Annotated in this window: 21 protein-coding genes, 1 other RNA gene and 1 pseudogene; 10 read left to right on the top strand and 13 right to left on the bottom strand. The window is 65.4% G+C overall.

Annotated features, from left to right (window positions below):
- Positions 1 to 31 precede the first annotated feature (31 nt).
- A complete protein-coding gene (thiL, locus tag N7590_RS09260; RefSeq protein ID WP_080375967.1) occupies positions 32 to 994 on the top strand; it encodes a thiamine-phosphate kinase in 963 nt (320 codons plus the stop codon).
- Positions 995 to 1,347: 353 nt separating this feature from the next.
- On the opposite strand, the gene N7590_RS09255 is transcribed toward thiL, so the two are convergent.
- The 3 genes from N7590_RS09255 to N7590_RS09245 all read right to left on the bottom strand — a co-directional run bounded on the left by N7590_RS09255 (position 1,348) and on the right by N7590_RS09245 (position 3,158).
- Entirely contained in the window at positions 1,348 to 1,719 is a 372-nt protein-coding gene (locus N7590_RS09255) for a DUF805 domain-containing protein (protein ID WP_053511982.1), read from the bottom strand.
- A 159-nt stretch (positions 1,720 to 1,878) separates the two neighbouring features.
- Positions 1,879 to 2,592 carry a fimbria/pilus periplasmic chaperone gene (locus tag N7590_RS09250; RefSeq protein WP_164242611.1) on the bottom strand — a complete coding sequence of 238 codons (714 nt, stop codon included), beginning with the start codon at positions 2,590 to 2,592 and terminating at the stop codon, positions 1,879 to 1,881.
- A gap of 53 nt (positions 2,593 to 2,645) precedes the next feature.
- The gene (locus N7590_RS09245) at positions 2,646 to 3,158 is read right to left on the bottom strand and encodes a fimbrial protein (RefSeq protein ID WP_164242610.1); all 513 of its coding nucleotides are present in this window, start codon (positions 3,156 to 3,158) and stop codon (positions 2,646 to 2,648) included.
- Between the two features lie 325 nt (positions 3,159 to 3,483).
- Between N7590_RS09245 and N7590_RS09240 the strand changes: the two genes are divergently transcribed.
- The 4 genes from N7590_RS09240 to N7590_RS09225 all read left to right on the top strand — a co-directional run bounded on the left by N7590_RS09240 (position 3,484) and on the right by N7590_RS09225 (position 8,784).
- Positions 3,484 to 6,039 carry a fimbria/pilus outer membrane usher protein gene (locus N7590_RS09240; protein WP_239544520.1) on the top strand — a complete coding sequence of 852 codons (2,556 nt, stop codon included), beginning with the start codon at positions 3,484 to 3,486 and terminating at the stop codon, positions 6,037 to 6,039.
- A complete protein-coding gene (locus N7590_RS09235; protein ID WP_053511985.1) occupies positions 6,036 to 6,542 on the top strand; it encodes a fimbrial protein in 507 nt (168 codons plus the stop codon). Before N7590_RS09240 ends, N7590_RS09235 begins: the two co-directional genes overlap by 4 nt.
- Positions 6,539 to 7,522 (top strand): fimbrial protein, encoded by a 984-nt coding sequence (locus N7590_RS09230; RefSeq protein WP_164242609.1) that lies wholly within the window; start codon positions 6,539 to 6,541, stop codon positions 7,520 to 7,522. Before N7590_RS09235 ends, N7590_RS09230 begins: the two co-directional genes overlap by 4 nt.
- Before the next feature lie 287 nt (positions 7,523 to 7,809).
- A complete protein-coding gene (locus N7590_RS09225) occupies positions 7,810 to 8,784 on the top strand; it encodes a fimbrial protein (protein WP_080376045.1) in 975 nt (324 codons plus the stop codon).
- Positions 8,785 to 8,887: 103 nt separating this feature from the next.
- Here N7590_RS09225 and N7590_RS09220 read toward each other — a convergent pair whose 3' ends face one another.
- A complete protein-coding gene (locus tag N7590_RS09220) occupies positions 8,888 to 9,289 on the bottom strand; it encodes a hypothetical protein (RefSeq protein ID WP_053511988.1) in 402 nt (133 codons plus the stop codon).
- A 513-nt stretch (positions 9,290 to 9,802) separates the two neighbouring features.
- On the opposite strand from N7590_RS09220, the gene N7590_RS09215 reads away from it, so the two are divergent.
- Positions 9,803 to 10,375 carry a dihydrofolate reductase family protein gene (locus tag N7590_RS09215; RefSeq protein ID WP_164241682.1) on the top strand — a complete coding sequence of 191 codons (573 nt, stop codon included), beginning with the start codon at positions 9,803 to 9,805 and terminating at the stop codon, positions 10,373 to 10,375.
- 179 nt (positions 10,376 to 10,554) lie between these two features.
- Here the strand turns inward: N7590_RS09215 and N7590_RS09210 are convergent, their stop codons facing one another.
- Positions 10,555 to 11,124 carry an autotransporter outer membrane beta-barrel domain-containing protein gene (locus N7590_RS09210; RefSeq protein WP_279935370.1) on the bottom strand — a complete coding sequence of 190 codons (570 nt, stop codon included), beginning with the start codon at positions 11,122 to 11,124 and terminating at the stop codon, positions 10,555 to 10,557.
- A gap of 107 nt (positions 11,125 to 11,231) precedes the next feature.
- A pseudogene (locus N7590_RS09205) lies at positions 11,232 to 11,942 on the bottom strand (autotransporter outer membrane beta-barrel domain-containing protein); the annotation flags it as partial.
- A 1,351-nt stretch (positions 11,943 to 13,293) separates the two neighbouring features.
- On the opposite strand from N7590_RS09205, the gene N7590_RS09200 reads away from it, so the two are divergent.
- A complete protein-coding gene (locus N7590_RS09200; RefSeq protein WP_164241684.1) occupies positions 13,294 to 16,527 on the top strand; it encodes an autotransporter outer membrane beta-barrel domain-containing protein in 3,234 nt (1,077 codons plus the stop codon).
- 127 nt (positions 16,528 to 16,654) lie between these two features.
- Here N7590_RS09200 and N7590_RS09195 read toward each other — a convergent pair whose 3' ends face one another.
- The 3 genes from N7590_RS09195 to N7590_RS09185 all read right to left on the bottom strand — a co-directional run bounded on the left by N7590_RS09195 (position 16,655) and on the right by N7590_RS09185 (position 20,553).
- Positions 16,655 to 18,040, bottom strand: coding sequence for an FAD-linked oxidase C-terminal domain-containing protein (locus tag N7590_RS09195; RefSeq protein ID WP_164241685.1), 1,386 nt, complete (start codon positions 18,038 to 18,040; stop codon positions 16,655 to 16,657).
- 433 nt (positions 18,041 to 18,473) lie between these two features.
- Positions 18,474 to 18,842 (bottom strand): YraN family protein, encoded by a 369-nt coding sequence (locus tag N7590_RS09190; protein ID WP_180879035.1) that lies wholly within the window; start codon positions 18,840 to 18,842, stop codon positions 18,474 to 18,476.
- Complete coding sequence (locus tag N7590_RS09185) at positions 18,832 to 20,553, bottom strand: penicillin-binding protein activator (protein WP_164241686.1); 1,722 nt, start codon at positions 20,551 to 20,553, stop codon at positions 18,832 to 18,834. The genes N7590_RS09190 and N7590_RS09185 overlap by 11 nt, the downstream gene beginning before the upstream one ends.
- Before the next feature lie 81 nt (positions 20,554 to 20,634).
- Here N7590_RS09185 and rsmI point away from each other — a divergent pair, with 81 nt between their 5' ends.
- Entirely contained in the window at positions 20,635 to 21,453 is an 819-nt protein-coding gene (gene rsmI / locus N7590_RS09180) for a 16S rRNA (cytidine(1402)-2'-O)-methyltransferase (protein WP_008265809.1), read from the top strand.
- A 174-nt stretch (positions 21,454 to 21,627) separates the two neighbouring features.
- On the opposite strand, the gene N7590_RS09175 is transcribed toward rsmI, so the two are convergent.
- Together N7590_RS09175 and N7590_RS09170 are read right to left on the bottom strand one after the other, a co-directional pair.
- The gene (locus tag N7590_RS09175) at positions 21,628 to 22,503 is read right to left on the bottom strand and encodes a nucleotidyl transferase AbiEii/AbiGii toxin family protein (protein ID WP_239544312.1); all 876 of its coding nucleotides are present in this window, start codon (positions 22,501 to 22,503) and stop codon (positions 21,628 to 21,630) included.
- Positions 22,500 to 23,102 (bottom strand): type IV toxin-antitoxin system AbiEi family antitoxin domain-containing protein, encoded by a 603-nt coding sequence (locus N7590_RS09170; RefSeq protein WP_164241687.1) that lies wholly within the window; start codon positions 23,100 to 23,102, stop codon positions 22,500 to 22,502. Before N7590_RS09170 ends, N7590_RS09175 begins: the two co-directional genes overlap by 4 nt.
- Before the next feature lie 161 nt (positions 23,103 to 23,263).
- On the opposite strand from N7590_RS09170, the gene rnpB reads away from it, so the two are divergent.
- Positions 23,264 to 23,615, top strand: an RNA gene (gene rnpB / locus N7590_RS09165) — RNase P RNA component class A.
- Between the two features lie 123 nt (positions 23,616 to 23,738).
- On the opposite strand, the gene N7590_RS09160 is transcribed toward rnpB, so the two are convergent.
- Positions 23,739 to 24,218: a DM13 domain-containing protein gene (locus N7590_RS09160; protein ID WP_279935367.1), complete on the bottom strand. Its 480-nt coding sequence runs from the start codon at positions 24,216 to 24,218 to the stop codon at positions 23,739 to 23,741.
- A 101-nt stretch (positions 24,219 to 24,319) separates the two neighbouring features.
- A complete protein-coding gene (locus N7590_RS09155) occupies positions 24,320 to 25,072 on the bottom strand; it encodes an NRDE family protein (protein ID WP_164241688.1) in 753 nt (250 codons plus the stop codon).
- Between the two features lie 323 nt (positions 25,073 to 25,395).
- Here N7590_RS09155 and mraZ point away from each other — a divergent pair, with 323 nt between their 5' ends.
- Positions 25,396 to 25,842, top strand: a complete 447-nt coding sequence (gene mraZ / locus N7590_RS09150) for a division/cell wall cluster transcriptional repressor MraZ (RefSeq protein WP_004143635.1) — start codon at positions 25,396 to 25,398, stop codon at positions 25,840 to 25,842.
- The last annotated feature ends 7 nt before the right edge of the window (positions 25,843 to 25,849 follow it).

The raw sequence follows: 25,849 nt of genomic DNA, 5'->3' as shown, positions 1-25,849 counted from the left end.
TGCGCGGCACGTATAACAGCGGGAATGCCCCATGTCCCTGGCCGAATTCGCCCTCATCGACCGCATCCGAGCCCGCACCCTCGAGCGCGACGACATCCTGCTCGGCATCGGTGACGACGCCGCGCTGCTGCAGCCGCGTGCCAATGAACAGCTGGTGGTCACTGCCGATACGCTCAACAGCGGCGTGCACTTCCCGGTGGAGACCCCCGCGTTCGACATCGGCTGGAAGACGCTGGCGGTCAATCTGTCCGACCTGGCCTCGATGGGCGCGCGCCCGGCCTGGTGCACGCTGGCACTGTCGCTGCCGGAAACGTCTGAAGACTGGATCGAAGCCTTTGCCGATGGTTTCTTCGCACTGGCCGACCAGCACGACATCGCGCTGATCGGGGGAGACACCACGCGCGGCCCGCTGTCGCTGTCGGTCACCGCGATGGGGCAGGTGGGCCGAGGCCAGGCGCTGCGTCGTGATCGCGCGCAGGTGGGCGACGACCTCTGGGTGAGTGGCACCCTGGGCGATGCCGCCGGCGCATTGAAGCTCTGGCAGCAGGGCGCGTTGAACGTGGCTGCCGCCACGCTGCTGGCCGACTACGAACACCTGCGCCTGCGCCTGCTGCGGCCTACGCCGCGGGTGACACTGGGCCTGCGCCTGCGTGCCTTCGCGCATGCGGCCGTGGATGTCTCAGACGGCCTGCTGGCCGACGCCGGCCATATCGCCGCACGCAGTGGCGCGGCCGTGCATGTGGATGCCGACATGCTGCCGATCTCGCCGGAGCTGCGCGAACTGCTGGGCCGCGAGGAAGCGCGTGAGTGCGCACTGCGCGGCGGCGACGACTACGAACTGTGCTTCACTGCCGCCGCAGATCAACGCGACGCGCTGATGTACCTGTCGCAGACGCTCGACCTGCCGCTCACCCGCATCGGCCGCATTGCCGAAGGGCAGGGCGTACACGTGGATGGTGAAGCCGCCAGCGGCGGTTACCAGCACTTCGCGTAGAAGCAGCAATACCTGCTCTGGTGGGTGCCAACCTTGGTTGGCACGAATGTGTCATGCCAAGGCCATGGGCTGCCTGGGTGCTGCTCTGGTAGGTGCCAACCTTGGTTGGCACGAATATGTCAGGCGTCACTTGCTCTGGTGGGTGCCAACCTTGGTTGGCACGAATATGTCAGGCGTCACTTGCTCTGGTGGGTGCCAACCTTGGTTGGCACGAATATGTCAGGCGTCCGTGCCAATCCCGTGTCGACCAAGGTCGACACCTGCCAAAGCCATGGACTTGGTTGGCACGAATATGTCAGGCGTTCGAACCAACACCGTGTCGACCAAGGTCGACACCTGCCATAGTGCGGGAACTACACGTGCGGTACCGGCGCGCCGAAACGGTTGCCGCCCGGGGTGCTCGGCAGCAGCAGGAACACCAGCACCACCAGGCTCACCACTGGCACGAGCATCAGCAGGTACCACCACCCGGAGCGGTCGGTGTCATGCAGCCTGCGCACGGTCACTGCCATCAGCGGCACGATCACCGCCAGCCACAGCACCACGCTCAACCCGCTGACCACCAGCGCAAGCGTGCTTGAACCGGTGTAGCCCGCGTAGAAACTCAGCACGTACAGCGGGATCGAAACGATCACGATGAACAACTGGAACCACCAGAACTCACTGCGGCTGGCACGCCCACTGAACTGTGCATAGCGTGTCAGTGGAGTCATCATCTTGTGCATCGGCACTCTCTCAAAAAAGGAAGCGCGCACTATCGCTGCTGGCGCAACGGCACTCCATGCAAACTGTTGCAATCGCAACGCGCATCTCTGTAGAGCCGAGCCCATGCTCGGTTGCCTGGCGCAAAAAAGAAAGCCGAGCATAGGCTCGGCTCTACATGTTCAATGGGCAATCTTCGCCTCGGCATCGCGCGCGGTGCCATAGTCATCCAGCCACTGGAAATTCAGTGTGGCCGGCACCGTTGCACCAGCCGGCACGGCCAAGCTGATGCGCTCACCCGGCGGCACCATGTCTACCTCGATGGTCTTGCCATTGGGCAGCACCAGGTTGGCCAGTGTCACGTGGTACGCGCTTGGATTGTGCAGCTGTAACGCTCCACCTTCAGCACGCCATTCCAGCGCCGCCGCCGCATCGCGCGCATGGCCCGGCAGACCAGCGGGCCGGTAGAACAGCTTCACTCGCGTGCGCACGGCAAACTGCAGCAGGTTCCTGCCTTCCACGTTCTCCGGCTTGGGCGGAATATCCAGCAGGTTGAAGTACAGCAGCGATTCGCGGTCCTCTGGCAGCGCCGCACCGGCCATCGGTGCATAGGTCAGCCGGAACGCCTGCGCATGCCCGGCATCGATGCGGCGCGTGGTCGGCGTCAGCACGAACGGCAGTTTCTGGCTGCCGGCCTTGGCGCTGGCATCGCCATCGTCCAGCCACACCTGGGCAAGCGCAACGTTGTCGCCACGGTTGTTGGCGTTCACCGTCACCGCGCCCTTGCTGCCGTCGTAGATCACTCGCGTGCCCTGCAGCGTCACTGCAGCAGAGGCCGGAAGTACTGCGGAAGCGCCGGCCAGGGCCAGCACTGCTGCGCATGCGCGAAGGTTCATGGAAATCTCCTCAGGAAGATCCGCCCGGCAGCACGCCGCCGGGCGGCGTCTGATTACTTGTAGACGATGTCCATCTGCGCATTGGCGACGGCAGTGCCTGCCTCGGTGTCATCGGCAGCGCCGGTCTTGGCGTACCAGACGCTGTGCTTGATGGTCTGCGAGGTGGTGCCGTCAACGGTGACATAGCGTGCGGGCGCGCTGTTGATCAGCAGCTGATCGCCGGCGACGTCGTAGATTTTGTAGCTGACACCCTTGGCCGTGCTGGTCGCAGTGAGGCTCAGTCCACCGTCGCTGGTGCTGACGCCGCCAAACTTCACGGCAACATCCTGCGAACCACTGGCGCCCGGACAGGCAACGGTGACGTCCAGATCACGACCACCGATGCGATCGTTCTTCTTCAACTCCTCCAGGTCCATCGAGCCCATGTCGATGGCCACGCCACCGGTGATGGCCGCGGTACAAGTAGTGTCCTTGATATCACCGGTAATGGTCAGGTCAGCAGCATTCACAGCCGGGGCTGCGGCCAGCAGGATGGCCAGCGCCATCGGGGTCTTCAGGTTCTTCATAAGGTGTGCTCTTCAACAAGGGATGGAATCGGGGACGTCTCCGGCAAGTCGAGCGTGGCCGGAGGCATTACTGCGGAATCTGGTGTGTCGCTCGCTGGCGATACCCATAACCTGCAGATGAAAGTACTGGGCAGGTCGGTTCCGCAGGGCCGCATCTTCTTTCCATGGCGCGGAGCATTCCATGCAAAATGTTGTAAATGCCGCATTTTCAGAATTGTTGCGTAATGGAATGAACGCAACAAATTGCATTCCAACCACGTGGATTGCGCCCTAGTCTGCACGCCTCCCATTACTACCGGGGCTGCACTGCGGCCGCGCCGACGCCATGCGCCTGTCCTCTTGTTCCTGCCAACGCGCCACGCAGAACTACCTGCGCCATACCGCGCTGGCTGCGGCCATCACCACTGCGTTGGTGTTCGCTGCCGCACTACCCGCATACGCCCGAACCGGTGGCGAAGTGAAATTCAGCGAAGGCTTTGCCAGTGGTTTCGTCGGCGAAGACCTGGCGCGATTCAGCATGGGCAACCCGGTGGAGCCGGGCCGCTACAACGTCGATATCCATCTCAATGGCGAGTTCGTCCGCCGCGATGACATCGAACTGGTGGCGTCCAGCACGCCGTATGTGGCAAAGCCCTGTGTACCAGCAGAGCTGCTGTTGGCACTGGGCCTGAGCGACGCCGCGCGCCAGGCGGTGGAAAGTGCTGATACCCCGCAGTGCATCGATCTGGAAGCGCTGATTGACGGCGCGCGCGTGCGCTACGACGACAGCCAACTACGCCTGGACATCTCATTGCCGCAGGTGGCACTGCAGCGCCAGGCGCGTGGCTTCGTCGCCCCGGAACTGCGCGACCAGGGCATCACTGCGGCGTTCTTCGGCTACAACGTCAACCACTACCGTAGCCAGGGCCAGCAGAACAGCTACGCGGGCATCACCACTGGGGTGAACCTGGGCGCATGGCGGCTGCGCCACCGCAGTTCGCTCAGCCACAGCCCGCAGGGCACGCACTTCACCACGCTCAACAGTACCCTGCAGCGCGACCTGCCGCGCTGGAACAGCCAGCTCACGCTGGGCCAGGCCAATACCGGCGGAGAGCTGTTCGACAGTGTCGGCTTCACCGGCGTGCGCATCACTACCGATGAACGCATGCTGCCCGACTCGCTGCGCGGCTATGCGCCGGTCGTGCGCGGCGTGGCACAAAGCAATGCGCGCGTCACCATCCTCCAGAACGGCGCGGTGCTGTACCAGACCACGGTGGCGCCGGGTCCGTTCGCCATCGACGATCTGTACCCCAACGCCGGCAGCGGCGATCTGGAAGCAGCGGTCACCGAAGCCGACGGACGCGAAGAACGTTTCACCGTTGCGTTCTCGGCGGTGCCGCAGGCGCTGCGCGAAGGCAGCCAGCGGTTCAGCATTACCGCAGGCGAGCTGCGCGACACCGGCATGGCGCAGAACGCACTGCGCTTTACCGAAGGCACGTACGCACGCGGCGTCAGCAACCGCATGACCCTGCTGGGTGGTGTGCAGGTGGCCGAGCACTACCAGGCCGGCCTGGCCGGTGCGGCGTTCAATACACCCTTCGGTGCTATAGGTGCGGATATCACCCACGCCCGCGCCAACGTCCCGGGCCTGCCTGCGCAGAGTGGGCGCAGCTACCGCCTGAATTACCAGCGCAGCGTGGCGCGCACCGGCACCAACCTGGGCCTGGCCGCCTATCGCTACAGCACTGAGGGCTTCCTTACCCTTACCGATGTCTCGCAGCTGTCGTTCGACCGCCCACAGGCCGCCGATGCGTTCGTCATGCGCACCCGCCAGCGCTTCCAGGTGAACTTCTCGCAGCGTGTGGGCCAGCGCAGCCAGATCTATCTCAGCGGCGGCCACGTGGCCTACTGGAACCGTGCTGGCAAGCAGAACGATCTGCAGCTGGGTTTCCACAGCAGCTACCGCAGCGCCAACTACACCCTGTCCGCCACGCGCTACCGCATGGCCAATGGCGCGCCCGATACGCGCCTGTCATTCATGCTGAGCGTACCGCTGGGCCGCAGTACCAACGCGCCGCGCGCCACCGCCACCTACAACGACAGCCGCCTGGGCAGCCAGCAGCAGCTGGGCATCAACGGGAACCTGGGCGAAGAGCGCGCGCTGTCCTACAGCCTGTCTGGCAATCGCGGCCAAGGCAGCAGTGGCTACAACGCCTACGCCAGCTACCAGGGCAGCCGCGCCGATCTCAGCGCCGGCTACAGCCACGCCAACGGCCGCAGCAGCTTCAATGCCGGTGTCACCGGCAGCGTGGTGCTGCACCGGGGCGGCATCAACTTCGGCCCTTCGCTGGGCGAGAGCTTCGCACTGGTGGAAGCGCTGGGCGCACAGGGCGCGAAGGTGGGCAGTGGCCGCAGCGTTACGGTGGCCGGTAACGGCTATGCCGTGCTGCCTTACACCAGCCCCTACCGCTGGAACCAGGTGCAGCTGGACACCGCCGATCTGCCGCTGGACGTGGAAGTGCAGGCCAGCTCGCAGCGCGTGGCACCCAGCGCCGGCAGCATCGTCAAGGTCAGCTTCCAGACCCGCAACGATCGTCTGTGGCTGATCGACGCCAGTGATGCCCAGGGCCAGCCGCTGCCCTATGGTGCGCAGATTACCCACCCCGATGGCCGCGTGCTGGGCCAGGTGGGGCAGGGCGGCGTGATGGCCCTGCGTGGCCTTGAAAACGCCGGTCTGGTGCACGTGCAGACCGAAGACGGCATTGCCTGCCGGTTGCACTACGCCATGCCGGAAACCCCCGACGCACAGGGCCAGTACTGGGCGCAGGCGCGCTGTGTGGCGCCGGGGCCGGAATTACTGGCCGACGATGTTCCCTCTTCAACGACTGGAGCCAACCAATGAAAACTTCGCATCTGCTGCTTGCCGCGCTGCTGCTCGGCACCGCGCCACTGGCCAACGCCGATACGGCCACCATCACCGTTACCGGCAAGGTGCTGCCCGGGACCTGCAAGGCAGGCGATCTGACAATCAATCTGGATGCCATCGATGCGGTCGACATCAAGGACGGGCACGAGAACAACCCCACGCCGGGCCAGCTGGACTTCACCGGTTGCGTGGGGGTAGCCAGCATCGACCTGACCTTCAACGGTACCGGCGACCCCACCCAGGACAACCACTGGAAGAACCAGGCCACTACCGGCGGTGCCAACGGCATGGCCGTTGCGCTGCTGGAGGGCGCCACGGGCAGCACTTACCTGCAGGATGGTGCGCGGCGCACCATTGCCGTCAATGGTGCAGCCAGTGGCAAGTACGACCTGCGCGCGGCGTATTTCCACAAGGCAGGTACGGCGATGACAGCCGGCACCGTCACCACGCAGATCACCGTGACGGCAGCCTACAAGTGAACGCGCTGCCACTACTGCGCGTGCTGCTGGGCGCCTGCGCGCCGTTGCTGATGACAGGCACGGTGCAGGCGTGTAATGCGCTTTCGTTCGGTGGCGGGCATGTAGATCTGTCCATCGATACCTGGGATGACGGTGTCGGGGACGTGCAGGTCAGTACCTGGGCAATGGCGGGGAATGCCAACTTTCTGGAAGATTGCGACCGTTGGAGCAATGTCGCAGTCGACGTCATTCCGGCAGTTCGCAATCTGCAGTACGAGCGCGATGTGACCATAGACGGTGACCGGTATCCTGCGTTTGGTATCGTGGGCTGGCCGCGATCGCCCCTGTTGATCTTCCGGTACGCCTACGGCAGCGGCAGCGGGGATAGCACCGGTGCGCCTTTCGACGTGCGATCTACGTTGAACTCTTCCGGGGCCGGGGTAACCGGCTACTTCCGCTGGTCAGTGGTGTCTGTGGCAGCGGTGTCCCGGGGAGGAGCGATGGAGGAGGTTCCAACGACAGATCTGGGCAGCATCCGCCACATCTACCCGCCCAATCCTTCGCTTACCAAGCTGGAAAGCTTCAGTGTATCGGCAACGCTGCGTACCAAGACCTGCACGCTGGCCAATGCCACCGTGGTGCTGGACGACGCATATGTGTTGGATCTTCCCACTGCCGGCAGCAGCAGCGGGCAGCGTGACTTCAATGTGGTGATGAGATGCAACGGGAGATACCCCGTAAGCCTGGTACTGACGGACGCCAACGGGCCGGGAAACACTGGCAGCCGGCTGACCCCGACCAGCAACGCCACCGCCACCGGCGTGCGCGTGGAGCTACTGCGGGAGGACACGCCCGTGGTGCTTGGGCAGCGCTGGATGCTGGCAGAAAGCCAGAACGGTTCGCAGAACATTGCCTTGGCCGCCCGCTACTATCGGGAAGCTGGGGCGTTCGGTGCAGGCGTAGTGGAAGGGCAGGCAATCATCACGGCCACGTACCGATAGCGTCTGAGGAAAAAGGCACCTCCGATCCGGGTGGCGGCTCGCGCGATTGCTGTGCGCGCAATCTGCAGATCGTTCGGTAGATTGGCGTTGAGAGGGAAGGCATGCGGCATTCAGTCTGCGCGGCCACCTGCGCGCTCCGCCGTTGTTGTTTCACCATCGGCGCACTTGCACGTCCCTTTTCGGTCAACAACGGCAGCTGTTTGGCACCGATCCATAGCACCAGAGCGGGTGATCATCACCGCTAACTGCTGGCCATCTTTCCACCGCGTGCTACTGAAGAAGAATCAATGAATCGATCTCGTACCCGAAGCCGCCATCGTTCTCCGCTTCATCTCGCTGCCACCCTCGGCCTAAGCGTGGTGACAGGTGGCACATGGGCGTGCACGGCGTCGGTCAACAGCACTCACTCACCGCATTTCCAGCAGGATCCAAGCTTTCCCGGTGCTGCGCTTCTGTCGGCAGCCGGGCCGGAGTTCAAGTTCACCGGGTGCGCCAGCAGTGACAGGCACGATCTGACCCTGCGGTTGGAGGGCCAGGGCCTGAAGCCGGTATCCACCGTTGTCTATGACGGTCTCACCTACGTGACCTACGAGACCAGTAGTACCTCACCGCTCTATTTCTTCCATGTGCGATCGGTGAACGCTGGCGGTGTTTCGTTTTCCCTGAAGGACGGTGAGTTACAGGAATTTCGGGACGTAGGTACCGCCAATGGCGGTCAGCTGATGGCTCAGCCCCATGTTGGAGTGGTTGCGCGGCCCGGCATGACCAACGTGGCTGCCACGCCATTGGGGAAGTACGTGCTTGAGCACCCGCGGCTGGGCTTGCGGGCTGAATCGACCTTGTCAGCGTCGGTGGCGATGCGCGTTGAGTCCTGCTCGCTGAATGATGTGCCTGTGCAGCTGCCGGAGGTGCAGACCGCCGACCTGAGCGCTGCTGGCAGCCATGCGCGTGACACCGACTTCAATGTGAGGATGACCTGCAGCGCGGCCGGGATTCCCGTGAGCTTTACCCTTACCGATGCAAACCAGGCCAGCAACGTGGGCTCGCAGCTGGTGCCTGGGGCAGGCAGCACCGCGAAGGGCGTCAGCATTGAACTGCTGCGCGGCGGTAGGCCTGTGCAGCTGCGCACGGCATGGAGCCACGGTGCGTCGTCTGCGGGTGCGCAGGACGTGCCGCTACAGGCGCGGTACGCCCGCAGCGGCGGCATCCTGCAGCCGGGCAGCATCAGCGGGCAGGCGATTCTGACGCTGGATTACCGCTGAGGCGGGAAAGCCCCGTCTTGTAGAGTCGAGCTTGCTCGACTGCTCTTGGCAACTGCAGTCGAGCCAGCTCGACTCTACCAAAGCGATTGCCCGGCGGCAGTGGTCAGGCCGCGTAGACCTGGGTATCCACGTACTCCGACAACCCACGGCAGGCCAGCAGCAGGCCCTCGCGCACATCGTTACCCACCTGCTGCGCTTCTTCGCCATCCACGCGCACGCGCTCGCTGGCGTGCAGCAGTTCCAGCAGCACCGTCAGCCCGGCGTTGGCGCGGTTGATGCGTGCCAGCGCCATGCACTGGCCGGATGAACGCCCTTTCCGCTGCAGGGGCTGGCCATCGGCCGCCTCCACCTCGCGGATGCGTTGCAGGCAGTCCAGCAGGGTGATGCCGTTGGCGGCAGGGTTTGCGGCGAGGGTGGTTTCCAGCGGCTCGGCAATCTCGGCGGGCAGCTGGTTGGCAAGGTCGCCCAGGGTGGCGAACAGGAACGGGTAGCGATTGGCGCTCATGATGGCTTCCTTATGCGTTACGCGAAGGAGCCGCCCTGCTTAACAGCAAGGGCGGCGGACGATGCGTGGTTCCAATACCGGTGAAGGATCTGCAAAAGGCCGGCGGGCACGAGGCCCCCACGCACCGCCCGCCATAGATGCGCGGACAGAATGTCTGCCGACGCCACCCACAGGGAATGAGCGGCGCCGGCAGACAAGCGTAACCAACAGATCCTTCATACGGGATTGGAAGCCCGTGCCACCCGTTGTCGGTGGCCGCACATCATTTGCATGCAGCGCCAGTGCTGCCAATGAGAAAAGTTGGAAAGTAGAAAAAGTACGAATGTTTGCAGCCACGTGGCGAAAGCCGTCAATGCGTGCAGATCGCGACATGTCTTGTAGAGCCGAGCCCACGCTCGGCTTATTACGTGCAGCCGAGCGTGGGCTTGGATCTACAGACAGCAATGCAGCCGAGTGTGTCTGCACTCGGTATCGTCTGGAGCCTGTACCCTCCTACCCCCCCCCGACCGATCGATGGAGATGGAAATGACTACGGCTCGAACCTGGCGCGGACGGGTGTTCATCGGCACAAGTGTCGACGGCAAGATTGCCCGCGACGACGGTACGCTTGATTGGCTGACCGATCTCCCAGCACGTCGCCACAACGTCAACGCGGCGATCGAGCATCCTGCGCTGGTCTGGAACACGTTCATCGGGAAGATCGACGCCATCGTCATGGGGCGGGCCACCTACGAGACAGTCGCCGGGTTTGATGAGTGGCCGTTTGAAGGCATGCAGGTGGTCGTGCTGACGACGCGTGGCCAGGTCGATGACCCGCGTGTGCGAGTGGCAGGATCGGTCGAGGAGGCGACTCGGCTTCTTGATGCCCTGGGCGTCCAAGAGGTTTACATCGATGGCGGCCGCACGATTCAAGCGTTTCTACGCGCGGATCTGGTTGACGAGCTCACGATCTCGGTCGCACCCATCGTGCTCGGGGCAGGGCGCTCCTTGTTCGGTGGATTGAAAACCGAGCTGCAGTTGGTGGTGCGGGGGAGTCATGCGACAGACGATGGACTGGTTCGCACGACATACGAGGTCGTTCGCTGAAGCAGACCTGCCAGGCGTGACCTGTCGACGTTGATGGTCCCATGTAGAGCCCAGCCCATGCTCGGCTGCTTTTCGTAGAGTCGAGCTTGCTCGACTGCGGCCGACAACAGTCGAGCAAGCTCGACTCTACAGAAAGAAAAACGGCGCCGGATTTCTCCGGCGCCGTTGTTTCATCTAGCTCACCACTTGTACGCGACGCTCAGGTTGGCAGTGGCTTCGCGGTAACCCTGGTCACCACGCATCACACCGAAGCCACCCCACGCACTCAGCCCGCTGCGGAACTGCACGCGTGCACCGGCATTGAGCTCGTAGCGGTTACGCGGAACGGCCGCCTTCAGCACCTCATCATCGAAGGCAATGCCATTGTTGGCGCCATCGCGGTACCAGTTGGCCACCACATACGGGCTGACCGAGGCACCGGCGGTGCTGTGGCCTTCGCCCTGCAGGCGCAGGCCCAGGCGGCCGGACAGGCCGTTGTTGTCCAGCGCACGCACCACGGTGCCGTTGGTTTCTTCGTGGCGGTCGGTACTGGTGTTGGTGTAGATCAACTGCAGCTCCGGCTGCAGGCTCACGGCGGTGCTGCCGATCTGGCCGATGCCGATGCGGTAACCGGCTTCCAGCGCGCTCTGCCAGATATCCGAATCGTAGCGCTCCTCGGCCAGGCCTTCGCCCTGCACGCGGTTGCGGAACTGGCCGCGCTGCACGCTGGCATCCACGTACAGGGCATCGTTGTTCCAGCTGCCGTACACGCCCAGCGCGCCGCCTTCCACCTTGCCCTTGGCCTGTAGCCGGTCAGCTCGGAACGCGAGGTAGCGCTGGACTGCGCCAGCGTACCCATCACGCCCAGGCGGCCACGGCCGTTGTCGAACACGCCCATATCCGCACCCAGCTGCACGCGTGAGCGGTCCACGCGCAGGTCAAGCTGGTCATTCACCGCACCCAACTTGCTCTGGTTGGCATCGACGCGGGCCCAGCCACGCACGCCTTCCTCGGCGGTGGTGCTGCCGCCCTGGCGGTCACGCCAGCCGTGGCGCAGCAGCTGGTCCACCGCGAACTGGTTGGCCAGGTAGGCGCCGGTTTCCGGGCGCAGCACCGGGGTCGGTTCCACCGGATCGACCGGGTCCACAATCGGTCCGCATTCCGGCAAGGTCGGGTCCACCACGCACGGGTCCGGTACGGTGGCCAGTTCCGAGCGCAGGTACCAGCCGCCGTTGGTGGCGTCCTTGAACAGGAAGTACTCGTACTGGCCACCCACCGCACGGCCCTGCAGGTCGAACTGGCCGTTGGACGCACCGCCCACGCGGATCAGCTCGATGCCCTTGTCGGTCTTGGCACCGGCACCACCGGCATTGACCACGCGCACATTGGCCTGGCCGCTGGTATCGCCGGCAATGATGAGCTTGTCGGTGGCCGAGGTGTCATCGCCCAGCTGGGTGTTGAACAGCAGGGTGCCGCCGTTGCCGGTGAAGGTATCGACGTTGAGGATGTTGAAGGTGCTGCCGTTGCCGAGTGCGACGGTGCCGGTGTTGCCCAGGGTGAGGGCGCCGACGGTGCTGTCGCCGGTCATCAGCCAGGTGCTGTCGCTGCCGATGTCGGCCGTGGTGACGTTGGTGAAGCGGCCATCGATCTGCGCCTTGTTGCGCAGGATCACATCGAGCGTACCGTTGGTAACGGTGGTGGGATCAAAGGTCACGTTGCCGGCAAGACGCGAATCGTCCACGGTGAAGTGGACGTCGGTGCGTCCGGTACGTGGAGCTTCGTTGCCAACCAGCAGCAGATTTCCGTCCGCACCGAGCAGCGTTGAATTGTTGGCGACAAGAATATCGTAGTCATTGTCGAGCAGCGACATGACCCTAATGGCTGCACCCCGGCCTGATTGCAGCGTGGAATCTTCGATGCTCAGACCAACGCGGTTTGCTGGGTTTCCATCGCCCCACAGCATGGCGCCCACATTGGCACCAAAGATCTGCGAGCCGTTGACTATCTCCATATTGCCAAACTGGATGCGCACGCCCAGACCGGTGTTATAGGCCGGAACACCGGGTGCATCTTCCACGTACACCTGCATGGAATCCAGTCGTGCATAGGGGTTGCGTGCGCCGGAGCCGCCCGCAGAACTCGCCAGATCGACGCCAGCGGTATTGCCGGCTATGGGGTTCATTTCAGAAGCCAGTACGACTATCTTGCCGCCAGTGAGATGAGCCTGGGTGTTGCCGCCGCTCAGGAAAATGCCGCCTCCGCGAAACTCGGTTCCAGTTGCGGTCAACGCTGCATCATTCTCCAGCAGCGCCGAGTACTGTCCCATGCCAAGGCCCGATCCCATACGCGTGACACGTCCGCCGCTGAGAGTCACGGAGGAGGTGTCCTGGACCAGAATCCTGTCCATTTGTGCGTTATTGCCTGTCAACGTGGAAGCATTCTTCAGCGACCACCTTTCAATGGGGTCTCCTGCAATGACGGTGGCGTGCTGATTGTCCAGATCGCCGGCCAGCGCGGAACCAGCGCCAAGCGTGGCCAGGGCCAGCAGCAGCCCCCGGGCCAGCGGGCGCAGCGCGGGGGACGTAATGGTGGAGAGGGAATAGCTCATAGGAGTGGTCCTTTGCTGGGGAAAATCGGTGGTAGCGACATCGACCCTGCCTTCCTGGCCCCTGTTCAGCCTGGTGACGTATACGCCAGGGCGCAGTGAAGGCGGGGTGATCAAAAGGGCTTTAGCGAAGTCATGTGTCTCGATTGGCCTGCAGTTTCCGCGAAGGGCTCTGTCCGTCCCATGCAACTAGTTGTAAAGCTCGCTTGACCCTGCGCGCGGTTCATCCATCAGTTACGACTGCGACCGCAGGTCGCACCCTGTCTGCAAGAGATTCGATATCTGCCTGGAAGCCGCACATGGAGCATGTGCGGCAGTTACCAGGAGATACACCATGCATGCATCCCTTCCACCGCGCCGAGCACTGTCCATTGCGCTGTCCATGCTTCTCTTTCCAGCGTTGCCTGCGCTCGCGCAGCAGGTCGTTGCCGATGGTGATGACCAGATCCCAGCCGCAGGGGATTACACGACCACTGATCCGGTCGAGCCGGGAAATCCTGCCGGCTATGCCTTCCACGCGCTCAACGGTGGCACGATCGTGCCTGCGGGCGAGGTGAACCTGCGTACCGAGGGCATGCGTGCGGCGGCCGTACGTGTAGAGGGGGCGGGCAGCCATGTCGCTCTGACCGGCGGCAGCATCGTCACCACGGGTTACGGTGCCGCTGGTGTTTCGATTGCCGGTGGCGGCGCCGCAACGTTGACTGGTACACGTATTGAAACGGAGGGCCAGGCCAGTTTTGGTATCGGCATTGAAGGCGGAACGCTGGAGGCCAGCAATGTCCACATCATTACCCGTGGTGGGCTGGGGCACGGGGTGTCGGTGCGCGGCGGCGATGTGCAGCTTCGCGACAGCGTGGTCGAGACGCATAATCAAGCCAGTGGCTTGGTCGTCAGCGACGGCAGTGCACTGATCGAGCGGGTGCGCTTTGAACAGAACACTTCCGGCAACGCGGTGATGCTGGAGTATGGCGGCAACGCGCGGGCGACGCTGCGCGACGTGCAGATCAACGGAACCGGTGCCGGTGCGTCGGGCGTTTCCAGTGGCCTGGGCAGCCAGCTTCTGCTGGAGAATGTGGATGTCAACCTGACCCACGAGCGCGCAGGCGCGGGCCTGTATGTGGGTGGCGATGTTGAGTTCCGGGGCGGCCGTATCCATACGGCGGGCGCAAACGGAAGCGTCATCAGCTTCGCCACGGGTGGTGGCGGATCGCTGCTGCTGGACGGCGTAGTGATGGACGGAACGTGGGGCGTCGGGCTTCGCAAGGGATCGTACCTGGACATGCGCAACAGCCAGCTCGAGGCTGAGAAGAGCGGTATCGATCTGGGAATGGAAGATGGTGAGGCCAACATCGAGAGTTCGAGCATTGTTGTGCGCAATGGCGTGGGCGTATCGGTGCTGGGAAACAGCAAGGCGACCGTGCATGCGTCAGCGATCACCACCGGTGGCGACCACAACCCCGCCGTGGCCGTGTATCACGGTGACGCCACACTGAGCCAGACCCGGCTGCATACCACGGGCATGAATGCCCATGCGCTGCACACCTTCGGGGACAACATCACCACGCCCAGCATCACGGCATCGCACATTGATGTTCTGACCGAGGGTGAGAGCGCTTACGGCGCTACGGCACGCAAGGGCGGCACTGTGCACCTGGCCGACAGCGTGCTGCGCACACGCGGTGAGAAGGCCCACGGTGTGCTGGCCGATGGACGCGGGGAGATGAACCTGACCAATACCCACGTGATTACCGAGGGTGAGGGTGCCTGGGCGGCGGCCATTGTTGACGGGGGCAGGCTGCAGATCGATGGCGGTGCGCTGGTCAGCGAGAAGCACGGCGGCATCTGGGTACGCAGCAGCCGCGACCCCGGCCTGAACCTGGCCAATGGCGCAGTGGTATCCGGCGGCAATGGCATTGCACTGGCGCTGGATGCGGCCGTGGCCGGGCGCTTTGATGTGAAGCTGGACAGCGGCGCGTTGATGATCGGCGACATTGTGATCACCCCCGAGGACGAAGATGCCGGCCTGGTGCCGCAGTCAGAAGTGCACGTGCAGTTGACCAACAACGCGGGTTGGTTTGGTGCGTCCCATCTTGTGCAGGGCATGGCGCTGGATGGCGGCAGCCAGTGGGTACTCAATGGCAATGCCACCGTGCAGGATCTGGCAGTGCGCAACAGCCAGGTCGCGTTGTCTGATGGCAGCGGTCGATTCAATGTGTTGACGGTGGACGGCGACCTGCACAGCGAAGGCGCCACCTTCCTGTTCAATGGTGCGCTGGCCGGTGATACCTCGGACATCGATCGCCTGCACGTGCGCGGTGATGCCAGTGGTGATGCATCCATCGTGGTGAACAACATCGGCGGCGTGGGTGCAGCCACCTTCGACGGCATTCCGTTGATCCGCATCGACGGTGCGTCGCTGGCGGACTATTCGCTGGCTGGCCGCGCCGTGGGCGGTGCCTACGAATACTTCCTGTTCAAGGGTGGCCTGCTGGACCCGAACGATGGCAACTGGTACCTGCGTTCGCAGTGGTTTGATGTCTGCGAAGAGGATCCGAACGCGCCGGGCTGCGTGGTGGACCCCGGCCCGGACCCGGACCCGGTGGATCCCATCGACCCGATCGATCCGGTAGACCCGATCACCCCGCCGCCGGTGCTGCGCCCGGAAGCGGGCGCCTATCTGGCCAATCAGTCGGCGGCGGTGAACATGTTCGCGCACCGCTTGAGTGATCGCATGGGTGCGGTGGCGATGGGCGAGGAACGTGCTGCCTGGGCGCGCGTGGCCCGCAGCAATGCCGATTTCACTGCGGTGGGCGGGCAGCTGTCTGTGGATGGAAATACCTCGGTGATGCAGATCGGCACCGATGTGTGGCGGCGCGGCAATGCAGCGCTGGGGGTGATGCTGGGCAGCGGCCGTGCGGACAATACGGTGGTCTCTGACCTGACCGGTTACAGCGCCAAGGGTCGCGTGCGCGGCACGGCGGTGGGCGTGTATGGCACCTGGCTTCAGCAGGCCGATGGCAGCGAAGGCGCGTATGTGGACGCACAACTGCAGTACGCGCGTTTCAGCAACCGTGTGCAGGGCGTTGCGTTGGACCGCGAAAGCTACGATTCGCGCACGCGCAGTGCATCGCTGGAAGGCGGCTACACCTTCAACGTGTGGCAGGGTGCATCCAGCAACGTGTATGTGCAGCCGCAGATGCAGCTGACCTATACCGGCTACAGCGGCGATCGACACGTGGAACGCAACGGCACGGTGGTGGATGGCGCAGAGGCAGGCGGGCTGGCCGGACGCGTGGGTGTGCGCGCGTTCGGCCAGCGCGCAGGCATGGGCACGCTGGTGCAGCCGTACCTGGGGGTGAACTGGTTGCGCAGCAGTGGCCGCAATGCCATCGACTTCCGCGGTGAAACGCTGCGGACCGATCTGCCGCGCAACCGCTATGAGGTGCAGGCCGGTGCCGAGTTGAAGATCAGCCAGCGCCTGGGGGCGTGGGGTGGCCTGAGCATGCAGCGTGGTGACCACGGCTACCGCGATGTGGGCGGGCAGGTGGGTGTGCGCCTGGCCTGGTAAGTGAGCGGGTTGGGGTCAGATCCCGTTGCGGATGCAATGGGCTCTGGCCCCACCACGCGCGCTCGACTCTACGCCTGGCGCAAAGGCAGTCGAGCATGGCTCGACTCTACAAAAGCGTTGCACGTCCTCAGGCCGGCGGCAGCACCTTGCCCGGGTTGAGGATGCCATCCGGGTCCAGCGCGGCCTTGATCGCGCGCATCGTTGCCAGCGTTTCCGCGCTGAAGGCCTTGGCCATGAAATCGCGCTTGGCCAAGCCGATGCCATGCTCGCCGGAGAGCGTGCCACCCAGCGCCAGCGTCAGTTCGAAGATCTTCGGCAGTGCGGCGTGTGCACGGGCGTTCTCGGCGGCGTCGTCCGGGTGGTAGAGGATGTTGACGTGCAGGTTGCCGTTGCCGGCATGGCCGAAGGTGACGATGGTGAGCGTGTAGTCGCGTGCCAGTGCCTGCACGCCCGCTACCAGATCGGGAATGCGCGACACCGGCACCACCACGTCTTCGTTGATCTTGCCCGGGGCGACGCTGCGCAGTGCCGGCGACAGGGCTTTGCGAGCGGCCCACAGCTGGTCACGCGCGCGGCCTTCCATCGCCACGTCCAGCGCGATCATGCCGTCGCCTTCAGCGGCGCTGGCCAGTGCCTGCAGCAGGTAGGGCAGGGTGTCGTGGTCGCCATCGGCTTCGACCAGCAGCATCGCGCCGGCCTCGGGCACGTCGGCGCCGTTGAGGCGCAGCAGTTCAAGGCTGCGTGCGTCCATGAACTCCAGGCGCGTGGGCACGACCGGCTGCGACATCAGACGCGATACTGCGGCGGCGGCAGCGTCTGCATCGCGGTACAGCACGCGCAGGCCGGCCTGGCTGACCGGCAGCGGCGTCAGCTTCAAGGTGGCTTCCACGATCAGTGCCAGCGTGCCTTCGCTGCCCACCAGCAGATGGGTGAGGTCATAGCCGGTGGAATCCTTGGTGTAGGCGCCGCCGCAGCGGATCACCTCGCCGGTGCCGGTGACCGCCACCAGGCCCAGCACGTTGTCGCGGCTGGTGCCGTACTTCACCGCGCGCGGGCCGCCGGCATTGCAGGCCAGGTTGCCGCCCACGCTGCAGATGTCCGCGCTGGACGGGTCCGGCGCCCAGAACAGGCCGTGCGGTGCCAGCGCCTGCTGCAGTGTGCCGTTCAACACACCCGGCTGCACCACCGCGCAGCGGTCACCGGCGCGGATTTCAAGAATGCGGTCCATGCGGGTGAACGACAGCACGATGCTGCCCGGCAGTGGCACCGCCGCACCCGTGGTGCCGGTGCCTGCGCCGCGTGCGACCAGCGCGATGCCATGCGCGTGGCAGGCACGCACCAGCGCCTGCACCTGCTCCACATCGGCGGGCAGCGCCACGGCCGCGGGGCGCTGGTGGCGCCATGAGTTGTCCTGCGCGTTCGCTTCCAGCGCGCTGTCGTCCATGCGCCAGCCCTCCGCGCCCAGCAGGGCGGACACTTCGGCAACCAGTGCGGCGGGCAGTGCGGTACTCATGACGGATCTCGCGGGGAAGCAGGGGTATCAACGGGGATGCGCGCTTGGGTAGGTGCCAACCTTGGTTGGAACGGAAGCGCCGACCAAGGTCGGCCACTACCAGAGCGGGTGGGCGCCGACCAAGGTCGGCTGCTACCGGGCTGCGCGCTCTTGGTAGGTGCCAACCTTGGTTGGCACAGAAGCGCCGACCAAGGTCGGCCACTACAAGAGCATGTGGGCGCGGACCAAGGCCGGCCTCCGCCGGGCTGCGCGCTCTTGGTAGGTGCCAACCTTGGTTGGCACAGAAGCGCCGACCAAGGTCGGCCTCTACCAGAGCAGGTGGGTGCGGACCACGGTCGGCCTCCGTCGGGCTGCGCGCTCTTGGTAGGTGCCAACCTTGGTTGGCACAGAAGCGCCGACCAAGGTCGGCCTCTACCAGAGCAGGTGGTGCCCATCAGCAGTCATCCAGCCGGAACGCATCACGCAGCCAGTGCAGCTGCGGCGGTTCGCCACTGGCTTCGACCACATCGAAGCGGCAAGGCGCATTGGCCAGCGCCGGGTTGTCCTGCAGGAACAGCTGCGCGGCATGCGCCAGGCGCCGGCACTTGCGCGCATCCACCGACGCGGCGCCGCCACCGAAGTCCGAACGCGCGCGGTACCGCACTTCCACGAACACCACGGTGCCGGCGTCGTCCATCACCAGGTCCAGTTCGCCGCCGCGATAGCGCACGTTGCGTGCACGTGGCTGCAGCCCGGCCTGTTGCAGATGCTGCTCGGCGGCGGCTTCCACCGCCGAGCCACGTTGGCTGCGCTCAGCGACCACCGACGATCGGCATCGGCCGGCCGCCATTGAAGGTGGACCACGCCGGCTGGCGCAGGATGTTGCCGTTGCTGTCCAGGAACAGCGTGCCGGTGGCGCCGTCCAGGCCGCCTTCGTTGGACAGCTTGTCCAGGTAGGCAGTGATCTTCCAGGCGTCGGCGCCGAAGGCGAACAGGCGGCCGGCCGCGCCGCGTGCGCTGGGCAGGGTGCTGGCCACCTGGCTGGCCGACGGCAGGCCGGACACGCTGCGCACGTTCCAGGCTTCGTTCGGGTAGACGATGCCGTCCAGCGCCACGTCTTCTTCCACCTTGCCGCTGCCGACAGTCAGCTGCGAAGTGCCGACACGGGTGGCGCCACCGGCACCGGCCAGTGCCAGCTGCGGCGCCAGCAGGCGCGCCTGCGGGGCACGCACGGCCAGGAACACGGCATCGACCTGGCCGGCATTGCGCACCTGCGCGCCCACATCACCGACCGCATCGGTCACGCCGATCGTGGCCACCACCTGGCCGCCACGCTGGGCGAAGCGCTGCGCGAAGGCGGCGGCGGCACGGCGGCCGGTGTCGTCGGCGCTGTTGATCACCAGTGCCTTGCCACGCTCGCGGCCACGCAGGTATTCGGCGGCCACGATGCCGTCGTCTTCCGGGGCCAGCGAGAAACCGGCGCTGCCGGCCGGCGGTGCATCCTTGCCGCGGTTCAGCGCCAGCACCGGCACCTGCAGCTGCTGGCGGCCGTACACCGCGTCCACTTCGTCGCGGCCCAGCGGGCCGACCACGAAGTCGGCACCGGAGGCGACGGCCTTGTCATACGCGGCCAGTGCACCGGCCGGGGTGCCGGCGGTGTCGATGAAGTTGATGTCCGGGCGACGGCGGGTCTCGCCGTAGTAGGCGGCCAGCAGGCCATCACGCACCGGCTGCGCGGCGGTGGCCAGACGGCCGCTGAGCGGCAGCAGCACGGCCAGCTTGACCGGCGGGCGGTAGCCATCGCTCAGCGCCGGCGGGCGCTTGCTGGTATCGAACTGGGCCGCGCCATCGCGATCGAACGGGCGCGGCAGCGGCAGGCCGCGCGCGATCAGCGCACGGCCGGCGAAGTTGTACAGCGGGTCGTTGGCCGGCAACGCGGCGGCACGGCTGCGCAGGGTGGCGTCGTCGAGGGTGCCGAGCAGGCCGGCGATGGCCGCCTGGTTGTCGCTGCGGGCGCTGCCGGTCAGGCTGGCATGGGCGCGGGCACGTTCGGCGGCGGCACCGAAGGCATCACCGGTGCCCTGCAGTGCCTGGGCGCGTGCCAGCAGCCAGCGGGTGCGCAGGCCGACCGCAACGCTGTCGGCATGATCCTTCAGCAGTGCCAGCGCCTGCGCCGGTTGCTTGTCGGCCAGGGCCAGCTCGGCGCCGGTCAGCTGGTAGCGCTGCAGGCTGGCGCCGGACAGCTGGCGGGCGGTCAGCTGGCCCAGCAGGCTGCGCGCGCGGGTGCTGTCACCGGCCAGGTGCCAGGCCCAAGCCGCGTCGGCCAGGGCGTTGCTGCGGGCACCCCCACGCAGGGTGGCGGCCAGGCCTTCCAGCTGCAACGCGGCGTCGCGCGGCTTGCCCTGTTCGATCAGCGCCAGCGCCTGGCTCTGGGCCGGCGAATCGGGCGTGCTGGTCAGGCTGGTGGTGGCACAACCGGCCAGCAGCATCAGCGACAACGACAGGGCGGAGATCCGTGCGGCGGGCTTGTTCATGATCAGGTCCATGCGATGAGGGCAGCGGCCGTGGCCGGGTACACGCTACGATTCTACCCTTGCCCCGTGAGTACCGCTGAAATGAGTGTGCCAACCCTGTACGTCGTCGCCACCCCGATCGGCAACCTGGCCGATCTGAGCCCGCGCGCGCAGGAGGTGCTGCGTTCGGTGGCCGCCATCTGTGCCGAGGACACCCGCCGCAGCGGCCAGCTGCTGTCCCATTTCGGCATCCAGCAGCCGCTGGTGGCGCTGCACGAGCACAACGAGGAAGCGTTGTCGCAGCGCCTGGTGTCGCGGTTGCAGGCCGGTGAATCGCTGGCGCTGGTGAGCGATGCCGGTACGCCGCTGGTCAGCGACCCCGGTTTCCGCCTGGTGCGTGCCGCGCGCGCGGCCGGCATCAAGGTCAGCCCGATTCCGGGCGCCTGCGCCGCCATCGCCGCGCTCAGCGTGGCCGGGCTGCCCAGCGACCGCTTCAGCTTCGAGGGCTTCCTGCCGGCCAAGGCCAGCGGACGCCGTGACCGCCTGCAGTTGCTGGCCGGTGAAGTGCGCACGATGGTGTTCTACGAATCCTCGCACCGCATCGCCGAGTCGCTGGCCGACATGGCCGCGATCTTCGGCGGCGAGCGCCCGGCGGTGCTGGCGCGCGAGCTGACCAAGCTGTTCGAGACCGTGCTGGATGGCGACCTGGCCGGTCTGCTGGCGAAGGTGGAAGGCGACGAGAACCAGCGCAAGGGCGAGTTCGTGGTGATGGTGCAGGGCGCTGGCGATGACGAGGAGGCGCAGCTGGCGCATGGCCGCCGCGTGTACGCCAAGCTGAGCGAGCACCTGCCGCCGTCGACGGCCGCCAAGCTGGCCGCCGAATTGACCGGCGCACCGCGCAAGGCGTTGTACGGCAGTTGAGGGATCGTGCGGACCAAGGTCCGCACCCACCAGAGCGGAATCCGCACCCACCAGGGCAGAATCCGCACCCACCGGAGCAGCGGCATCGGTAGATCCACGCCATGCGTGGATGGACGGGCCGCGCCCAGGTCTGCACCCACCCGGGCGGAACCGATAGCGCCGGGCCTTGCGGCGTCAGGGCTTTACGGCTGTGTCGAGGGTGTCCAGATAGTCGGCAATCTCGGTCAGCACCGTGGAAAGGTCTGGTGCGGGCAGGCGGTTCCTGCGCAGGAACGCGCGCCACTGAGCCTGCTTCTGGGTATCTGCGGCGAATGCCTGGGTCAGCCCATAGGGTGGAGGTGGCGGCGCAGGGGTGCCGCGTCGATCAAACGTCGCCTCTATGGCGGCTGCGAGGCTGGCGCGATCCATGGCGTCTTCGCGTACCAGCGCCAGCAGGTCGAAAAAGTCCTTCATCCTGCTGTTGGCAATACCCAGCGCGGCAATGGCCTCCAGCTTCTCGGCGAACACCGTTTCGCGCGGATAGACACGTAGGCAGGGGGCGGGAAGTTCATCCAGCATGACCGGATAGATGATTTCCGGCGGTGGGGTGATCACCGCGTCGCCAAACCCGATGTCCCACTGCACATGGCAGCGTGCACGGCCCAGATAGGCCACCAGACGCATGCGCAGGCCCTCGTATGCCGCCTCTTCTCGCGTGGCGTCGAGGGTGATGCTCTCTGGATCGAAGCGGAGCCCGTCGTTACCCGGCATTGCGCAGAGCGAGCGCGTGATGTGCAGCAGGTGGCGTGGCTCAGCGCTTCCGAATCCCAGGAAATCGGCATCCCGTGTGGGCCGGTGCGGCGCATCGAACCACGCCGCGAACAGCATGGCGCCTTTCAGCAGGAACTGGTCGCGGAACGTGGAGGTAGAGAGTCGGTAGAGCAGGCGTTCAACGGCGAACCTGTCCAGCACGAACTGGAAGTCGTCGCCGCGGGTGCGCGCGTGATCGAGCAGTCGCTGCCGGATCGAGGCCACGCGGTGGGGAAGAGGAAGCAGGGAAGAGGGGGTCACGCCAGGGCATCGAGATACGGTCTCATCAGTCTGGCAACGCGGGAGAGCCGTGCATATTTCATCAACGCATCCGGGGTGGTGGCGCGGTTGCCAAGCGCGTCACGCAGGGCCTCGATAGCGACATCGAGACCCACCAGATTGCGGAATTTGAAGCAGTCGGCGACGGTTTTCGCAACGTTGCTGACGTATATGCGGCGTGTGCCTACACGGCGCTCTTCCAGCCCCGCCTGGAGGGTCGTTGCCGACATGCGCACCACGCGTAGCGGCGGCCAGTCGATCCGGGGCGGGCGGTCGCTGTTGCCGATGGCCACCCACAGTTCAAACGGTGCCTGGGTGGTCAGGCCATGCAGACGCAGGGCGCTCAACAGGCAGAGGCGGACCTTCGGCATGCGCTCTGCAATGATCCGCAGCCCTTCATCGGCCTCGCCGTTGTTGCTGCCCGGCAGCGCGTAGACGCCGCGCGACAACCGGATCAGCGCGCCGGCCTCGACCAGACGGGACAGCTGGACGCGGGCGATGCCTGCGGCCACCAGTTCGCGGGCGCGCAGGCTGCCTGCACGCCGCAGCAGTTTTCGGGCCTTGGCCTCGGCAGCGGTCATGTTGGCATTGTTCCATAATGTCGGTAGTTTTGAATATCGACCGACAAAAAGGAACATCAAGGCCTGTTGCCGGTGGATCGTGCGGACCGAAGTGCGCAGGCAGCTGAATCGGAAGGGTGGCGCGCGGTGGTGTTGGCATTTGCGCTAGAATGCGCGCTGGCGGAGCCGGCCAGACAGTCGCGTCATCCCTTCGGGGGTGCCGAGGAAAGTCCGGGCTCCATAGGGCAAGGTGCCAGGTAACGCCTGGGCGGCGAAAGCCGACGGAAAGTGCAACAGAAAGATACCGCCTACGTCTTCTTCGGAAGGCCGGTAAGGGTGAAATGGTGCGGTAAGAGCGCACCGCGAGTCTGGCAACAGACCGGCACGGCAAACCCCACCTGGAGCAAGACCAAATAGGGATCCTTTGGCGCGGCCCGCGTTGGATCCGGGTAGGTTGCTTGAGCGTTGCGGTGACGTAACGCCTAGAGGAATGACTGTCCACGACAGAACCCGGCTTATCGGCCGGCTCCGCCTCCTTCTTCTATATGCATGAACCGCGCATCGGTAGTGCCGGCCGCTGGCCGGCAACCTCCTCACCAGCAGACGCATCGTGCTGTTGCCGGCCAGCGGCCGGCACTACCGGGATGATGTCCGGCCTCAGCCCGGCGTGCGGTACTGCCCGGCTGAAATGAACTGCGAGAAGCGCTCGCACCACACCACGACCGTGGTGTAGTCGTCCACGTTGACGTCATCAGGTACATCGACCAGGAAACGGTTGAAGGTCTTCACCTCGCCGATGCGCCGGGACTGTGCCTTGACCTTCAGGAAGTCGGCCTTGTTGTCGACGAACCCGTGCACCAGGTAGACCTTGTAGTCCGGCCCCGGCCCCATCTTGCCGTCGAAGGCCACTTGGGTGGGGCTGACGCTCACCTTGCCTTCGGCCCAGTGCACCGCATCGCTGCCCTTGAGTTCGCGCCGGAAGGTGGTGTGGTAGGCGGCCTTGCCCATGGCGTCCTGCACCTGCGCGGCAGGCGGATCGTCCGGGGCGATCAGGATCGGCAGCAGGTAGACGCCCAGGCCAAAGCCGAGGCCGAGGGTGAGCAGGTGGGTGGCAGCAAGAACAAGAACACGACGCATCGAAGACTCCCTGTGGATCGGTCGGGTGTGCGGCAGGACCGCGCCCAGTCATCGTGTGGCGTGCAGGCAGACATTTATAGACACAGAAAACAGGTACAGGGTCAGAAGTCGACGCGACTCTGGCCGAGTGCGACGCCCTGCGGGCCGAAACGGCGCTCGTGGATCTCGCCGTGGCCGTCGGCATCGATCAACAGCACGGTGCTGGCGCGGGTGCCGTAGTCGTCGCCACGGATGAAGGCCGGGCTCAGCCAGCGTTCGCGTTCCAGGCCGATGCCGGTATCGGGCAGCTCGCCGTCGGCGGGGCGGTGTTCGTCGGCCAGCGCGGTCCACAGCGGGGCCAGCTCGCCATCGCCGGCCTGCAGCCAGGCCGACAGGGCCGCCATCAGCCGCCGGGTCTTCGGCCAGGGCGCGTCCAGCGCGCCGTTGGACATGCCGTGCACGCCGGGGCCGAGGGTCTGGCGCTCGGCCGGGTGGTTGCCCAGGTACTCCAGGCTGTCGCCGTCGGCCAGCAGCAGGTTGAACGGGGCATAGGCCCCGGCCACGGCCGCCAGGCGGTCGATGTGCACGGCGGCCGGGTCGCGGCCGCGCAGGAAGTCGGCCACCAGCGCGCCGCGCGACGGACCGGTCTGGGCGGCCAGCGGATCGCGGACATTGGTGACCACCGCCATCCGGCCCGAGGCACCCACCCCGGCCCAGCCGCCACCGGAGCGCAGGTCGCGTCCGCCGATGACGGAGGTCTCATCTTGCCAGGGGGCCAGCGCCGCCGTCGGGCGGGCGTGGAACTCATCACGGTTGCCGGTCATCACCAGCCGCCAGCGCGGGTGGTGCATCCAGCCAAGAGCGAGCAGGCACATGGCGTCATTGTGCACGGTTTGCGCAGTCCGGCGCCGTTTTTGGCCCGCTCTGGATGAATGCGCGGCCGATGTTTCACGCCCTGTCCACACCCCTGAACTTCCGTTCAATCTCAAAAATTGAGACGGATCAGCAACTTGTGGATAAGCCTTGAACAATTCTCTAAAGGTTGTTGCAAGCCATTGATGCGGCTGGCGATTTCCCTGCGGAAAAGTTGTTGACAACCCTCGGCCCGCTGCTAAGGTGGGCATCAGAGGGAAATCCGGGTGTTTTGTGGGTTTTCGTGGTTCAATGTTTCACCGGGCGAAGGATAGGTGCACGCGTCGTGTTCCAGGGCGAGACGGCCATCACAGTTGACGATAAAGGGCGCATGGCGGTTCCCACCGCTTACCGCGACCTCGTCGCGCGCGCCAGCAACAACCGTCTCGTACTGACCTACAACCCGTTCGAAGCCGGCTGCCTGTGGCTGTACGCAGAGTCGGAATGGGAGCGGGTCCGCGACGATGTGATGTCCAAGCCCAACACCCAGCGCGTCGTGCGCCTGTTGCAGCAGAAGCTGGTCGGCTCGGCCGCCCATCTGGAGCTGGACGGCAACGGTCGCATCAGCATCCCCGCCAGCCACCGCGGTGCGGTGGGCATTGAGAAGAAGGCGGTATTGCTCGGTATGGGCGACAAGTTCGAATTGTGGAGCGAGCAGGCGCATCGGGCCCTGATCCAGCAGACGTTGTCTGACGAGGATCTGGGTGATGGGTTGCTCGACCTGAAGTTGTGAGCCGGGG

Source organism: Stenotrophomonas sp. GD04024 (assembly GCF_029837545.1).
GTDB classification, from domain to species: Bacteria; Pseudomonadota; Gammaproteobacteria; order Xanthomonadales; family Xanthomonadaceae; genus Stenotrophomonas; species Stenotrophomonas forensis.
This window is presented reverse-complemented; position numbering and strand designations above follow the sequence as displayed.